Source organism: Duganella sp. BJB1802 (assembly GCF_013369445.1).
In the GTDB taxonomy this organism is placed as follows: Bacteria; Pseudomonadota; Gammaproteobacteria; order Burkholderiales; family Burkholderiaceae_D; genus Rugamonas; species Rugamonas vulcania_A.
The window spans coordinates 169014-184292 of sequence record NZ_JABWEF010000009.1; the positions used below are offsets into that span (position 1 = coordinate 169014).

12 protein-coding genes and 1 riboswitch are annotated in these 15279 nt (G+C 67.6%); of the genes, 4 read left to right on the top strand and 8 right to left on the bottom strand.

The window, feature by feature from the left end:
* Nucleotides 1–2 precede the first annotated feature (2 nt).
* From HUX88_RS16175 to HUX88_RS32990, 4 genes are read right to left on the bottom strand one after another with little or no spacing between them, the layout of a single operon-like run.
* Nucleotides 3–2186, bottom strand: a complete 2184-nt coding sequence (locus HUX88_RS16175) for a chemotaxis protein CheA (RefSeq protein ID WP_176362428.1) — start codon at nt 2184–2186, stop codon at nt 3–5.
* Nucleotides 2187–2235: 49 nt separating this feature from the next.
* Nucleotides 2236–2544, bottom strand: a complete 309-nt coding sequence (locus HUX88_RS16180; protein ID WP_117012717.1) for an STAS domain-containing protein — start codon at nt 2542–2544, stop codon at nt 2236–2238.
* Between the two features lie 16 nt (nt 2545–2560).
* On the bottom strand, nt 2561–2929 hold the full coding sequence (locus HUX88_RS16185) for a response regulator (RefSeq protein WP_117012716.1): 369 nt from the start codon (nt 2927–2929) through the stop codon (nt 2561–2563).
* Between the two features lie 21 nt (nt 2930–2950).
* Complete coding sequence (locus HUX88_RS32990) at nt 2951–4108, bottom strand: methyl-accepting chemotaxis protein (protein ID WP_301547059.1); 1158 nt, start codon at nt 4106–4108, stop codon at nt 2951–2953.
* A 263-nt stretch (nt 4109–4371) separates the two neighbouring features.
* On the opposite strand from HUX88_RS32990, the gene HUX88_RS16195 reads away from it, so the two are divergent.
* Nucleotides 4372–5934 carry a response regulator gene (locus HUX88_RS16195; protein WP_176362429.1) on the top strand — a complete coding sequence of 521 codons (1563 nt, stop codon included), beginning with the start codon at nt 4372–4374 and terminating at the stop codon, nt 5932–5934.
* Between the two features lie 94 nt (nt 5935–6028).
* Nucleotides 6029–6721 (top strand): aquaporin Z, encoded by a 693-nt coding sequence (gene aqpZ, locus HUX88_RS16200; RefSeq protein WP_117012713.1) that lies wholly within the window; start codon nt 6029–6031, stop codon nt 6719–6721.
* A gap of 15 nt (nt 6722–6736) precedes the next feature.
* Here aqpZ and HUX88_RS16205 read toward each other — a convergent pair whose 3' ends face one another.
* Nucleotides 6737–8341, bottom strand: coding sequence for a methyl-accepting chemotaxis protein (locus HUX88_RS16205; protein ID WP_117012712.1), 1605 nt, complete (start codon nt 8339–8341; stop codon nt 6737–6739).
* Between the two features lie 277 nt (nt 8342–8618).
* Between HUX88_RS16205 and HUX88_RS16210 the strand changes: the two genes are divergently transcribed.
* Entirely contained in the window at nt 8619–9185 is a 567-nt protein-coding gene (locus HUX88_RS16210; protein ID WP_229213070.1) for a Crp/Fnr family transcriptional regulator, read from the top strand.
* Nucleotides 9186–9280: 95 nt separating this feature from the next.
* On the opposite strand, the gene panD is transcribed toward HUX88_RS16210, so the two are convergent.
* Complete coding sequence (gene panD, locus HUX88_RS16215; RefSeq protein ID WP_117012711.1) at nt 9281–9637, bottom strand: aspartate 1-decarboxylase; 357 nt, start codon at nt 9635–9637, stop codon at nt 9281–9283.
* Nucleotides 9638–9837: 200 nt separating this feature from the next.
* On the opposite strand from panD, the gene HUX88_RS16220 reads away from it, so the two are divergent.
* Nucleotides 9838–11562, top strand: coding sequence for a diguanylate cyclase (locus HUX88_RS16220; RefSeq protein WP_176362430.1), 1725 nt, complete (start codon nt 9838–9840; stop codon nt 11560–11562).
* Nucleotide 11563: 1 nt separating this feature from the next.
* Here the strand turns inward: HUX88_RS16220 and HUX88_RS16225 are convergent, their stop codons facing one another.
* The gene (locus HUX88_RS16225) at nt 11564–13147 is read right to left on the bottom strand and encodes a serine hydrolase (protein ID WP_176362431.1); all 1584 of its coding nucleotides are present in this window, start codon (nt 13145–13147) and stop codon (nt 11564–11566) included.
* A 2-nt stretch (nt 13148–13149) separates the two neighbouring features.
* The gene (locus HUX88_RS16230; protein ID WP_176362432.1) at nt 13150–14994 is read right to left on the bottom strand and encodes a M1 family metallopeptidase; all 1845 of its coding nucleotides are present in this window, start codon (nt 14992–14994) and stop codon (nt 13150–13152) included.
* Nucleotides 14995–15084: 90 nt separating this feature from the next.
* A riboswitch (yybP-ykoY riboswitch) is annotated at nt 15085–15270 on the top strand.
* The last annotated feature ends 9 nt before the right edge of the window (nt 15271–15279 follow it).

The following is a 15279-nucleotide window of genomic DNA, read 5'->3' on the forward strand; positions in this document are numbered from 1 at the left end:
GGTTAGGCGGCCAGCGCCGCGGCGGCGCCCTTGCCGCTGACGGTGTGCATCAGCGCGGCCACGTCCAGGATCAGCGCCACCTCGCCGCTGCCCAGGATGGTCGAGCCGCTGATGCATTTGACTTCGCTGAACAGGGGGCTGAGCGGCTTGATGACGGTCTGGAATTCGCCCAGCAGGGTGTCGACCACCAGCCCGGCGCGCTGGTTGCCCAGCTTGAGCACGACAATGCTCTCGCGCCGCGTGGCGGCGCCGTCGATGCGGAACAGCGAACGCAGCCGCACGAACGGCAGCACCTGGCCGCGCAGGTTGCAGTAGTCTTGGCCCGGTTCGGTGGCGTACTCGATGCACTCCTCGATCATGTCGAGCGGGATCACGAACACCGAGGCGCCCACCTGCACCAGGAAGCCGTCGATGATGGCCAGCGTCAGCGGCAGGCGCACCGTGACGGTGGTGCCGGCGCCCTCGCGGCTGGAGACGTCGACGCTGCCGCGCAAGGCCGTGATGTTGCGCTTGACCACGTCCATGCCGACCCCGCGCCCGGACAGGTTGGTGATCTTCTCGGCGGTGGAGAAGCCGGCCTCGAAGATCAGGTTGTAGATCTCGCTGTCGGTCAGCTTGCGCTCGGGGTCGACCAGCCCGCGCTCGACCGCCTTGGCCAGGATCTTCTCCTTGCGCAGGCCGCCGCCGTCGTCGCTGACCTCGATGACGATGCTGCCCGATTCGTGGAAGGCGTTCAGCTTGATCATGCCCTTGGCCGGCTTGCCGGCCGCCACCCGCGCCTCGCCCGGCTCGATGCCGTGGTCCATGGCGTTGCGCACCAGGTGCATCAGCGGATCGCCGATCTTCTCCACCACGGTCTTGTCCAGTTCGGCATCCTCGCCGTCGACGATCAGGCCGATGTCCTTGCCCAGCTCGCGCGCGACGTCGTGCACCACGCGCTGGAAGCGGTTGAAGGTGGCGCCGATCTTGACCATGCGCAGCTCCAGCGCGGCGTCGCGCACCTCCTCCACCAGGCCCGACAAGGTGGAGGTGCATTCCTGCAGCTCGGTGTTGTGGATGTGCTGGCCGATCATGTCGGCGCGCGCGCCGGCGATGATCAGCTCGCCCACCAGGTCGATCAGGCGATCCAGCTTGTCGGAGTCGACGCGGATCGAGCGGCTCTCCTGCGCCTTCTGCTCGCTGACCTGCTTCTGCTTGGCCAGCGCGGCCTCCACCACCACCGGCGGCACGTTGCCGGCGCCGACCAGGATGCTGCCCAGCTGCTGCGGCGGCGCGTCGTCCCGCGGGTTGGCGGGATGGGACTGCTGGTGCAGCGCGCCCTCGAGCTCGTGCGCGGTGACGCTGCCGCAGCGCACCAGGATCTCGCCCAGGCGCGCGGCCTGCTCCGGCAGCGCGCGGATCAGGTCGACGTAGTGCGACACCTTGCTGTGCGGCGGGATGATGCGGATCTCGCAATCGTCCTGCACGAACTCGAACACGCCGGCGATGGCCTCGCGGTCGGCCGTGCTGTCGAAGGCGATCTCGAAGCCCAGGTAGCACAGCTCGGCGTCCATGTCGTCGGCGGCCGGCAGCGCGTCCGGCACGGTGGCGATGCCGACGATCCGGCCCAGCTTGGCCAGGTAGCGCAGGAAGGCGATCGGGTCCATGCCGTTCTGCAGCACGCCGCGGCCGAAGCGCAGCGAGATATGCCAGTAGTCGCTGTCGCCCCTGTCCTGGTCGATGCGCTCGACGCCGGGTTCGGCGTGCACCGCCAACGGCGCGTCCGCCGGCGCCGCGTGGGCGTCGGCCGAGCCGCCCGCCATGTGGCGGCGCAGCTGCTGCAGCAGCATCTCGCCCTCGGGCGCGGTGTCGGGGTCGGCGTCGAGCCGGCCGGCGGCCAGCGCGTCGGTCATGCCGGACAGATAGTCGCAGCACGACAGCAGCAGCACGATCATCTCGTCGTTGAGCGTGACGCGGCCGTCGCGCACCTCGTCGAGCAGGCTCTCGACCACGTGGGTGAAGGCGACGATGTGGTCCAGGCTGAACAGCCCGGCCGAGCCCTTGATGGTGTGCGCCGCGCGGAAGATGGCGTTGATCGCCTCGCCCTGCTCGCCCGCGATGTCGACGTTGAGCAGCGCGTTCTCCATGTCTTCCAGCAGCTCGCGGCTTTCGGTGATGAAGGTCTGTAGTGCTTCGTCCAGGTTCATGGTCATGCCCTCGGAACAAAATTAAACAGATGAAACGCGGATAAAACGATCAGGCGTGCATCAGCAGCGCGTCGCCGAAGAAGGCGCCCAGGTCCAGCATGTCGAAGACCTCCAGCACCGCCGGGCTGTGCTTGACCAGGCGCAGTTCGCGCTGGTCGGCGTGGGCGGTCTGCTTGGCCAGCATCAGCACCTGCAGGCCGGCCGTGTCGAGCTCGGTGACGCCGGACAGGTCGAGCTCCAGCACCCGGGTCTTGCGCAGCGCGTCGAGCACGATCGCCTTGAGGTCGGCGGCGCGGTAGATGGTCATCTCGCCGTCGAGGGCGACGCGGGCCACGGCGGCCCCGTTTGCATCGGACATGGCGTCCTCCGTCAGGTTATGGCATCACAAGTTTGGCCACCGCGCCCAGCAGCACCTCGGGCTTGAACGGCTTGACCACCCAGGCCTTGGCGCCGGCCGCCTTGCCCTCTTCCTTCTTGCTCTCCTGCGACTCGGTGGTGAGCATGATCACCGGCGTGAACTTGTACAGCGGCAGTTGCTTGAACTGGCGCACGAAGGTGATGCCGTCCATATTGGGCATGTTGACGTCGCACACGACCAGGTGGATCTTCTGGCCGGTGCACTTGGACAGCGCGTCGACGCCGTCGCGCCCTTCGATGACGTCGTAGCCGGCGCCCTTGAGCGCGATGCCGACCACTTGCCGCAGCGAGGCCGAATCGTCGACCACCATGATGGTTTTAGCCATGTCCTGCTCCCCGTTTAAACGTCAGAAAAAGGTGATCTCGTCGGCCGCCGCGGCCACCGGCGCGGCGTGGCTCGAGCCGCCGTGCACCGCGTGCTCCTCGGCCATGGCGTAGGTCTTCTGCAGGTCGTTCAGCAACGGCTGGGCGTCGAGCGGCTCGAGCACCTGCCCGGCCTCGTAGCGGTCGCGGTTGTCGCGCAGCAGCGCCGGCAACTGCTCCATGTTCTCGCGCACGTGCGCCATCACCTGGCTGACGCGGTCCTGGAACTGCAGCTGCACCAGCGCCTCGCCGACCTCGCCCTGGATGCCGATGCTGTCCTGCTTGAGTTTGTCGGACGACTGCACCAGCGCGTCGGTCATCGCGCGGAAGTCCTGCAGCACGGCGGCGATCATGCCCTCGGCCGACTGCATGGACTTGTCCTCCTGCTCGCTCGACAGCTCGGCGGCCTGGCTGGCGGCCAGGATGGCGCTGCTGATCAGGCCGACGCGGTTGGAGATGTTGCGGCCGGTCTCGGCCGAGCGGCTCGACAGGTTGCGCACCTCGGTGGCCACCACCGCGAAGCCGCGCCCGGCCGGGCCGGCGCGCGCCGCCTCGATGGCGGCGTTGAGCGCCAGCAGGTTGGTTTGCGCGGCGATGCTGGCCACGCCCTCGGCCATGTCGCGCAGCTCGCGCGTGAAGCGTTCCAGGTCCTTGATCTGCGCCAGCATGGCCTGCTTGGACGACATGGCCGACTTCATCGACGTCACCACCGAGCCGAGCTGGGTTTCGCTGCGCGAGAAGATCTCGGTCATGGCGTTGCCGCCGTGGCCGCTGTCGTGGCTGGACACGTGGACCGCGTCGTCGAGCTTGTCGACGATGCTGGAGAAGCGCCCGGCCAGGTCGGCCACCGCCTCCTCCATCTGGCTGCGGGAATTTTCGATGTGGCGGCACCAGATCGGCAGCACGGCGTCGCCGAAGCGTTCGCGCGCGGCCAGGTAGTCCTCGATCATGGCGCGCTCGCCGCCGCCGGGCAGGCCGGCGCCGCGCACGCTCCAGGCCGCGGCGGCGATGAGCAGCGCCGCCCACAGGATGGTGTACCAGCCCCACGCGCTCCAGCCGGCCGCGATGGTCCCCAGGGCGCCCCCGCCGGCCAGGCCGAAGGGAAGCAGCATCTTACCGTCGAATCCGCTATTGTTCTTCACTGGACGCCACCCCACTGTAGTGTGCCGGCGCCGCGTTCGCAGGGCGCCGTGCATCCAACTGTATCCCAGAAATAAAGCACGCGCCACAATGTAGGTGGCGATTCAATTGTATCGGTTGTTTTACGCGACAGGATTTTAAATAGCTTCCGAAGGGAAATAATTTAACGTTAAGATGTGGCCCGGTGGGCACGCTCCCCGCGCGCCTGTTGCACCCGCGCAACCGCGCGCCGGACGCCAAATTACTATCATTCTGGAAGCCGCCTATGCCCGCCTTGAATATCGATCCGACCCTGCCGCTGCTGGTGGTGGACGACAACCAGCAGATGCGCTCCGTGGTCAAGGGCATCCTGTCCGACCTCGGCTTCGTCAGCGTGTTCCTGGCCGGCAGCGGCGAGGAGGCCTGCCGCATCCTCGCGGAGCGGCCGATCGCCGCCGTCATCGCCGACCTCGACATGCCGGGCATGAGCGGCCTGCAATTGCTGCAGTGGGTGCGCGCCAACATGGCCGACGCCGAGCTGCCCTTCATGCTGCTGCCGAGCGAGGCCAACCGCGAAGGCTTGCGCGCGGCGGCCCAGGCCGGCGTGACCGATTGCCTGATCAAGCCGTTTACCCTGGCCACCTTCCACAGCAAGCTGCAGGCGATGTTCCAGTCGCGCGGCGACGCGGCGGCGCGCCGTGCGGCCATTCGCCGCGCCGCCATGCCGGCCGCCGCCGTCGCGGCCGCGCCGGCGCCGCTGATCGGCATGGAGCGGCCGCTGGAGGAGCGGCTGCGCGAGGCCACCGTGCTGGTGGTGGACGACATCGCCACCAACATCAAGGTGATCGCCGGCATGCTGGCCGAGGAAGGCTACGGCGTGAAGGTGGCGATCTCCGGCAAGAAGGCGCTGGAGATCATCCCCGTGCACCGGCCCGACCTCATCCTGCTCGACGTGATGATGCCGGAGATGGACGGCTTCGAGGTGTGCCGCCGGCTCAAGGCCGACCCGGCCACCGCCGACATCCCGGTGATCTTCCTGTCGGCCAAGGACCAGGCGGACGACATCGTCGGCGGGCTGGAGCTGGGCGCGGTGGACTACGTGACCAAGCCGGTCGACCCGGCCATCCTGAAGGCGCGCCTGCGCACCCACCTGCGGCTGGCCGGCACCATGGCCGAGCTGCGGCGGCAGAACAGCGCGGTGGCCGACAACGCCCAGCTGCGCGAGGAGCTCGAACGGCTGAGCCGCTACGACCTGGCCGCGCCGCTGGCCGAGGTGCTGGCCGCCAGCGGGCAGCTGCTGGCCGATCCGGCGCTGGCGGCCAGCCCGGCGCACCGCGCCCGGCTCGACACGCTGGACCAGGCCGCGCGCCACGCGCTGCGGCTGGCAGGGCTGTCGCTGGAGCTGTGCCGCATCGAACAGGGCGCCTGCCAGCCGCGCGCCGCACCGGTGGCGCTGGACGCGCTGCTGGCGCGCGCCACCGCCGCCGTCGCCCGCAGCCATCCGGTGATGCTGCCGGCGCAGGCCGCCACGCTGCTGGCCGACCACGCGCTGTGCCACATGCTGTTCGAGCACCTGCTGCTGAACGCGGCGGCGCACACGCCGGCCGGCACCTCGATCGTGCTGGGCGCCACGCTGGACGACGGCGGCTGGGCGCTGACGCTGGAATACGCCGGCGTGCTGCCGGCCGCGCAGCGCGCCTGCCTGCACGGCCTGGCCGAGCGCCCGGCCGCCGACGCCACGTTGCCGATGTACGCGGCGCGCCTGCTGGCGCAGGTGCAGGGCGGCGCGCTCAGCGCGCTGGACGACGGCGCCCGCACCCGTTTGCTGCTGCGCATGCCGTCCGCCTGAAAACTCTGCACTCGACTTTTTCGCGCTTCCCGGTTAGATTGCCAACGTTGCATGGAAATGATGCAAAATCGACTATCTTATTATGGGGAATCAAATGAAACAATATGGCGCGGAATTTTTCGGAACGTTTTGGCTGGTGCTCGGGGGCTGCGGCAGCGCGGTGGTGGCGGCGGCCTTTCCCGGCGTCGGCATCGGCCTGCTGGGCGTGTCGCTGGCCTTCGGCCTGACGGTGCTGACCATGGCCTACGCCATCGGCCACATCTCGGGCTGCCACCTGAACCCGGCGGTGTCGATCGGCCTGTGGGCCGGCGGCCGCTTCCCGGCCAACAAGCTGCTGCCCTACATCGTGGCCCAGGTGCTGGGCGCGATCGTCGCCGGCGGCGTGCTGTACACCATCGCCAGCGGCAAGGCCGGCTTCAACGTCATGGACGGCTTCGCCTCCAACGGCTACGACGCCCACTCGCCGGGCGGCTACTCGCTGCTGGCGGCGCTGGTGACCGAGGTGGTGATGACCATGATGTTCCTGCTGATCATCCTGGGCGCCACCGACGAGCGCGCACCGAAGGGCTTCGCGCCGCTGCCGATCGGCCTGGGCCTGACGCTGATCCACCTGATCAGCATCCCGATCACCAACACCTCGGTCAACCCGGCGCGCAGCACCGGCGTGGCGCTGTACGTGGGCCACTGGGCCACCAGCCAGCTGTGGCTGTTCTGGGTCGCGCCGATCGCCGGCGCGCTGCTGGGCGCGGCGATCTACCGCTTCATCGGCTCGCCGGAAAAGGCGTAAACCGTTTAGATTGTTTTAAGCCAGCACGGGGCGCGCGCGCCCCGGCACCGGAGGGCGCCGCAGCGCGGCGTCGTCCAGCTTGAAGATGCTGACCGCGGCCGCCAGCTGGGCCGCCTGCTCCTGCATCGCGTCGGCCGCGGCGGCGGCCTGCTCCACCAGCGCGGCGTTCTGCTGCGTCACCTGATCCATCTGCGTGATCGAGCTGTTGATCTGCTCGATGCCGTTGGTCTGCTCGCCGCTGGCGGTGCTGATCTCGGCCATGATGGCGGTCACCCGGCCGATGCTGCCGACCACCTCCTCCATCGTGCTGCCCGCCTGGCCCACCAGGCGCGTGCCGGCCGCCACCTTGCCGACCGAATCGTCGATCAGCGCCTTGATCTCCTTGGCCGCGCCGGCCGAGCGCTGCGCCAGGTTGCGCACCTCGGAGGCCACCACCGCGAAGCCCCTGCCCTGCTCGCCGGCGCGCGCGGCCTCCACCGCCGCGTTGAGCGCCAGGATGTTGGTCTGGAAGGCGATGCCGTCGATCACGCCGATGATGTCGACGATTTTCTTGGACGAGGCGTCGATCGAGGCCATGGTCTGCACCACGTCCGACACCACGGCGCCGCCGCGCTGCGCCACGTCCGAGGCCGACGCCGCCAACTGGTTGGCCTGGCGCGCGTTCTCGGCGTTCTGTTTGACGGTGGCGGTGAGCTCCTCCATCGACGAGGCGGTCTCCTCCAGCGAGCTGGCCTGCTGCTCGGTGCGCGAGGACAGGTCGAGGTTGCCGGCGGCGATCTGCGACGAGGCGGTGGAGATGGCGTCGGTGCCGCTGCGCACGTCGCCGACGATGCCCACCAGCGCGGCCGACATGCGGTGCAGCGCCTGCAGCAGCTTGCCCGGCTCGTCCTCGCTGTAGCTGGCGGCGCTGCGGCCGCGCTCGACCAGGTCGCCGGCGGCCACGCACTCGGCCAGCGCCACCGCCTCGTTGATGGGGCGGGTGATGCCGGTCGTCAGCCACCACGCGAACGCCACGCTGAAGGCCACCACCAGCGCCGCCATCGCCATCAGCAGGTTGCGGCTGTCCTTGGCCACCTGGTCGATGCGGGTGGCGGCGGCGTCGATCTCCTTGCGCTGGTGGTCCAGCATTTTCTGCAGCATCGCCTCGTAGGTCTTGGCGGCCGGGATGTAGGCCTCGTCGAGCAGGCGGGTGGCCTGGTCGGCGTCGCCGGCGGCCTTGGACTTCATGACGCCGTCGCGCGCGGCCACGTAGGCCTTGCGGGTGTTGACCAGATCGGCCATCAGCGCCTTGTCGTCGTCGGTGGCCAGCTCCTCGATCTTCTTGATCAGGCCCTGGGCGTAGGCGGTCGAGGTCTTGGCCTCGTCGGCGAAGAAGGTGGCCAGCACCGGGTCGGCGCTCTTGGCCACGGCGGTGGTGCGGCGGATGCCGGCGAACACCACGCGGTACCAGTCGGCGATCAGGCGCTCCTTGGCCAGCGGCAGCTCCATCATGGAGCGGGTGGATTCGGCCACGCCCTGCAGACGGTAGATGCCCAGTCCGGTGTTCAGTATCAGAATCGCCAGGATGACGGCAAATCCCAGCGATAAACGCCGTCCGATGCTGAGGTCGCTTATTTTCATTCCATTCTCCGTTCGCTTGAGGTGGGGGCCGATCTTGAATTGCCGGCTGGCATTTCGTTAGTCTATGGTAACGCCAATTTGACAACACGTTCAACTGGTTGAAGTTTCAAATATATTTTCGATTTACATTCCAATTCACAACAAAACTTGCGTTGTGGACTGAGAAAACGTTTACACTTCCGGCTGATTATCGGCGGCCATTTGCATGCCGGGACGCGGACCACCACCAAACATGAACCAGGCATTCTTAGATCACAGAGCAAAGTACCGGGAGACAGTGGCCCGGCGTTTCAAAGTCACGCCGGACATCTATGACGAGGTGACGCGTCTGTTGGCGCCGCTGGCGGTGGCGGTCAGCCTGCGCAAGGGCGAGTATCTGCAGCGCATCGGGGTGGTGGCCTCCAGCGTACACTGGCTGCACAGCGGGGTGGCGCGGACCGGCTTCATCACCGAGACCGGCAACGAAGTGACCTTGCATTTCCTGACCGACGGCGAGACCGCGGCCGCGCACGACGACCTGCTGCGCGCGCGCGAGGACGAGCCGGCGCTCAATTTCGTGGTGGCGGAGACGGCGGTGCACGGTTACCGGCTGGACTGGCTGGAGATCAGCAAGCTGGCGCACAGCAACGGGCTGCTGCGCGATTATTATTTGAAAGTGTCGGAGCGCGGCATCATCGACCAGAGCCGGCGGCGCTACCAGAGCGCCTCGCCTGCGCAGGGCCGGCTGAGCGCGTTCCGCCGCGAGTATCCCGGGCTGGAGCAGCGCATCTCGCAGAAGGTGGTGGCGTCCTTCCTGGGCATCACGCCGCAGTACATGTCGCAACTGCTGCGTAACCAAACGTAATTTGGAGTCAAGTCTGACATTCGGACACGAGCTCTTCAGTAGCAGGCGTTACTGAAGAGCTCGTGTCCGAATGTCAGACTTGACCCCAAGTTGGTTTATTTCATGCCTTTGATCTTGTTCTTGTCGTCGACGAACACGACTTTCGGCTTGTAGTCGCGGGCCTGCTCTTCGCTCATCGGCGCGTAGGTGCAGATGATCAACAGGTCGCCCAATTGCGCGCGGCGCGCGGCGGCGCCGTTCAGCGAAATCTCGCCGGTGCCGCGCAGGCCCGGGATCGCGTACGTGGCGAAACGCTCGCCGTTGTTCACGTTGTACAGCTCGATCTTCTCGTTGACCCAGATATCGGCCGCGTCCAGCAGGTCCTGGTCGATCCCGCACGATCCCTCGTAGTTCAAATCCGCCTGCGTGACCGTCACCCGGTGCAGCTTGGAGCGCAGCATAACTCGTTGCATAGACATCTTCTTCTTCCCTCAATTATTAAACATTCAAGCTTTGCATCCACACAAACCGCCGTGCCGTGACGCGAGGCCGCCATCCTACCATTAGCCGCACACAGCCGTCTCATTTCAAGCCGAGACCGCCCTCAACAACCACAGCGGCCGCGCTTTATGGCATATTGCCAACTAGCAAATAGGAATGCAGGTTGGCAGCAATGAGATTAACCCGATTATTCGCCCTCACCGGCGCCGTGCTGGCGTTGCTGGTGTGCGGCATGCTGGGCCGGCTGTTGTGGGGCGAATGGCTGCACTACCGCGCCGCCGGCACCGGCCACCAGACGCTGCAACTGATGCAGCGCGCCATGGTGGCGGCCGAAAAACTCTCCTTCGAACGCGGCCCGGTCAACGCCGTGCTGGGCGACCGCGTGCCGCCCGACCCGGCCTACCGCGAGCGGCTGCGGCGCGCCCGCGCCGACACCGACCTGGCGCTGGCGCGGCTGCGCGACGAGCTGGCCGCCGACAGCGGCCCGACCATCCCCGCCACCGCGCTGGCGCCGCTGCACGCGGCGCTGGCGGCGGCGCGCCGGACGGTGGACCAGCTGGCCGCGCTGCCGCCGCCCGAGCGCACCCCGGAACGCCTGGACGCGGCCGTCGAGCGCATGTTCGCGCTGGTGCCGCTGGCGCTCGACGCGGTGACCGGCTACACGCGCGCCTCGGAACAGATCTACCCCAGCATCGCCCGCATCCTGATGAAGGCCCGCCTGACGGTCGAGCTGCGCGAGTACGCGGGCCGCCTCGGCTCGGCGCTGACGGTGCCGCTGGCGGCCGCCCGTCCGCTGGCCGAGAGCGACCATGCGCGGCTGCAGTTCCTGCGCGGCCGCATCGAGCAGCTGCGCCAGCTGATCAAGCTCCCCGGCAGCGACATCGACGGCGAGCCGCGCGTGCTGGCGGCGGTGGCGCGCATGGACCAGGCCTACTTCGGCGCCGGCCTGCAACTGGTGGCCGACGTCGAGCAGGCCAGCCGCGCCGGCCGTCCCTACGGCATGAACACCGGCCAGTTCGCGCAGCGCTACGTGCCGAACATGGCGCCCATCCTGGCGCTGCGCGACGTGCTGCTGGACGAGGCCCAGGCCCAGGCGCGGCGCGACTTCGAGACGGCGCGGCGCGAGCTGATGCTGGCCCTGATGGTGGGCGCGGCCATCCTGCTGGCGCTCACGCTGCTGCTGCTGATCGTGCGGCGGCGCGTGGTGATTCCGCTGCTGCGCGCCACGCGCGCCGTGGTCCGGCTGGGCAACGGCGACTTCTCGCCGCCGCCCACCGGCGCCCGCCGCGACGACGAGATCGGCGACATGCTGCGCGCGCTGGCGACGCTGCGCGCCAACAGCATGGACCGCCAGCGGCTGGAGCAGGAGCGCGTGCGCCTGATCGAGGAACTCCGGCTGCGCGCCGACACCGACTACCTGACCGGGATCCTGAACCGGCGCGCCTTCACCGCGGCCGGCAACCTGCGCCTGCGCGGCGCGCGCGAGCACAATGAATCGCTGGCGGTGATCCTGTTCGACGTCGACCACTTCAAGTCGGTCAACGACTCCTACGGCCACGACGCCGGCGACCAGGTGCTGATCCGCATCGCCGAGGTGGTGCGCGACAGCCTGCGCGACGGCGAGATCGTGGCGCGCTACGGCGGCGAGGAGTTCGTGGTGATGCCGGCGGCCTGCGGACTGGAGGCGGCGCGCGCGCTGGCCGAGCGGCTGCGCGAGGCGATCGCGCGCGAGCCGCTGACGCTGAACGACGGCCATATCCTGCGCGTGACGGCCAGCTTCGGCGTGGCCGTGGCGCACGGCCCGCACGCCGCGCTGGACGACCTGTTCCACGCCGCCGACCTGGCGCTGTACCGCGCCAAGCACAATGGCCGCAACCGGGTCGAGAGCCAGGTCTAGCCTACTTGGCCGGGTCGGATTTGGGCGGCTTGACCGGCGTGAAATTCAAATCGCGGAAGTCGTAGCTGAAGTCCGTCTCCATCGACACCGGCGCCATTTTCATGCGCTCGATGCTGGCGTCCGGATTGAGCGCGAACGTCACATAGGCGTCGGCGTTCAGGTTGCGCTCCTTCCAGCGCACGATGAAGGTGTCGTGCTGGAAGTGCTCCAGCTCCCCCGTCAGGTCCGGCGTGCGGGTGAAGCTCATGATGCGCTTCTTGCCCTCGGCGCGTATCGTCACCTTGCCGTACCACGGGTCCTCATACTCGCCGTCGTAGGACGCCAGCGGCAGCGACGGCGTCGACTTCGCGGCGCGCGCGCCGGCCTCCTTGCCCTGCCGTTCCAGCTCCTCCTTGTGCGCGGCCGCCTCCTGGTCCGCGTACAGCTTGATCCAGTCGCTGGCCGGCACGTCCAGGTACTGGTCCAGGATGCGCCAGTACAGCGACGCCATCGCCGGGCTGTTCTCGGCGTTGGTGAGGATGGCGATGCCGAGCTTCTCTTCCGGCACCATCAGCACCGTCGAATAAAAGCCCTGCAGCGCGCCGCCGTGCATGGCGATCTTGCGGCCCTTGTAGTCGCGCAGGCTGAAGCCCAAGCCATAGGCCGAGAAATTGGGCTTGGTCGCGGCCAGCGCCGGTTTCGGTTCGCGGATACGCATCGGCGTCTGCTCGGACCACATCTCGCCCAGCTGCTTGGCGCTGATCAGCTGCGTGCCGTTTTCCAGCTTGCCGCCACCGAGCAGCATCGTCATCCAGCGCGCGATGTCCTCGGCGTTGGTGTTGATGCCGACCGCGCCCACCGCGTTCTCCACCGGCATGGGCTTGACCACCGCCGCCTTGTCGTCGATCTTGCTGTGCGGCGCGGAGTAGTCGCCACTGGCCAGCATCCCGGCGACGTCGGTGGTGGTGCCGTTCATGCCCAGCGGCGCCAGGATGCGGTCGTGGATGGCCGCGCCCCACGGCTTGCCCGCCTTGGCGGCGACGATCTTGCCGGCCACGATGTAGAGCAGGTTGTCGTAGGCGTAGCTGTTGCGGAAGCTGGTGGCCGGCTTCACGTAGCGCAGGCGCGCGATGATTTCGTCGGTGCTGAAATTGGTGGTCGGCCACCACAGCAAATCGCCCGCGCCCAGACCCAGGCCGCTGCGGTGCGTGAGCAGGTCGCGCACCGTCATCGCGCCGGTGACGTAGGAGTCGTACATCTGGAAGTCCGGCAGGTGCTTGGTGACCGGATCGTCCCAGGCGATCTTGCCCTCGTCGACCAGCATCGCCAACGCGGCGGCGGTGAAGGCCTTGGAGTTGGAGGCCACTTCGAACAGGGTCTTGCCGTCCACCGGCGTCGGGTCGCCCAGCTTGCGCACGCCGTAACCCTGGGCGGAGATCACCTTGCCGTCCTTGACGATGGCGATCGCCATGCCGGGCACGTCGAAGGTCTTCAGCGCGAGCTTGACGTCGGCGTCGAGGTTGTAGGCCGGCGCGGCGGCCAGCGCCGGGACGGACACCGCCAGCACCACCAGTGCGGCAGCGAAAGTACGAGAGAATTTCAGCATCGTTATTTTTTAAATTGTTTGTCGACCGATCCCTGGGTGACCGGGTGATAGTGCTCGCGCGCCTTGGCGTAGACCGCCTTGGCCCATTCCCGGTCGCCCGGATTCTTCAACAGCGCGGTGTACAGCGGCACCACGAACTTCTGGCGCCCCACGCTCATCAGGAAGGTGTTGAGCGGCTCGCGCACGTTGTAGCCGGCCTTGATCGAGGCCAGGTAGAAGCGGTAGGCGATTTCATTGTTGCCGCTCTTGCCCAGCGCGAAAGCCTGGTCCAGCTCCTGCAGCTGCGTGGCGTTGGCCTTGCCGTCGATATCGTTCAGGAAGTGCATCCACTCCAGCGCGATCCAGTTCTTGCCGTTCAAGTCCCTGGTCGGCAGCTCGCCCTTGAGCCACGCGGTGCGCTGCGCGTCCAGCGCGGCCAAGCGCGGCGAGGCCGCGTGCCTGGCGCTGGCCGGAATGCCGGCGCCGTACAGCCACTCGTCGAGCTCCGCCTGCGACATCACGTCCGGATGCGGGTCCAGCAGATTCTTCTTCAGGTAGGCGACGAATTCGTCGGTGGTGGCGGACTTGAACGCGTGCTGGTCGAACCAGCCGCGCAGGAAGGGATCGAACACCTCGCGGCCGGCGCGCTGCTCCAGGGTGCGCAGCAGCCACGCGCCCTTCGGATAAACCAGGCCGCTGTCGGTGTAGCTGGCGGCGCTGGTGTCGGCATCGCGCGTGACCAGCGCCTGCTTGGCCGCCGGGATGGCCGGCAGCGAAGCCAGCGCCTCCTCCTGCTCGACCTGCAGGTTCATCTCCGCCACTTCCTCGCCGTACAGCTTCTCGACGATGCGGGTGGTGACGTAGGTGGTGAAGCCTTCGTTGAGCCAGAAGTGCTTCCACGAGGCGTTGGTCACCAGGTTGCCGGACCAGGAGTGCGCCAGCTCGTGCGCGATCAGGTCGACCAGGCTGCGGTCGCCGGCGATCATGGTCGGCGTGAGGAAGGTCAGGCGCGGGTTCTCCATGCCGCCGATCGGGAACGACGGCGGCAGCACGATCATGTCGTAGCGCTCCCACCGGTACGGGCCGTACAGGCCTTCGGCGGCGCTGATCATTTTCTCGGTGTCGGCCAGCTCGTAGGCGGCGGCGTCGATGCGCGCCGGTTCGGCGTAGACGGCGGAGCGCGGGCCGAGATTGCGCACGTCGATCTCGCCGATGGCGATGGCCAGCAGGTAGGATGGAATCGGCTGCGCCATCTTGAATTTCCAGCCGCCGGCGCCGGTCGCATTCTGGTCGTTCTCGGCGCTCATCACCACGCGCATGCCAGACGGCGCCTCGATGCGGGCGCTGTAGGTGAAGCGCACCGCAGGCGTGTCCTGCACCGGCGCCCACGAGCGGGCGTTGATTTCCTCGGACTGGCTGAACATGAACGGACGCTTGCCGGACATGGTCTGCTGCGGCGACATCCACTGCAGCGCGGCGGCCGACGGCGCGGTGCGGTAGTACACGCGCACCTTCTGCGGCTGGAACGACAGCGCGATGCGCAGCGCCCGGCCCTTCTCGGCGTCCGGCTTGTCGAGCATGAAGGAGGCGGCGCTCCAGCGGCCGTTCGGGTTGAGCACCTGCACCTTGGCGATATTGAGTTCGTTCGTGTCCAGCACCAGCGTGCGGGCGGATGGATCGATCCAGTTCAGCGTCAGCTCGGCGTAGCCGGCCAGCGTCTTGTGGCCGAAATCGGCCTTCAGGTCCAGATACAGGTCGCTGGTGCGTACCTGGTCGTAGCGCGCGTAGCTCAGCGGGTCGGCGTGGGCGACGCCCAGCGCCGCCAGGGCGGCCAGGACGAACGCGGACAGTTTTTTCTTGATAGGCATGGCGGTCTTTTCAATGTTGACTGAAGCGCGAAGCAGAATAGCATAGCCATGTATCGAAGATGTGTACATCCGCACGCCTATGCTATCATTCGCTCCGTAAGTGGGGAGTAGTCGGCTTGCGCCGTCCCGGCGCAAGAACCTGTGTCAACATAATCGGTCCGCAGACCGTGGTGCAGGTGGTTGAAAAACTTGACGAGACCATGATCGAGGTGCGGCCATGATGGGCCGGAGTCGCGCCTGGATCATTGGTTAATCGTTTCCGGCCCGCGTACTACTAAAACAATC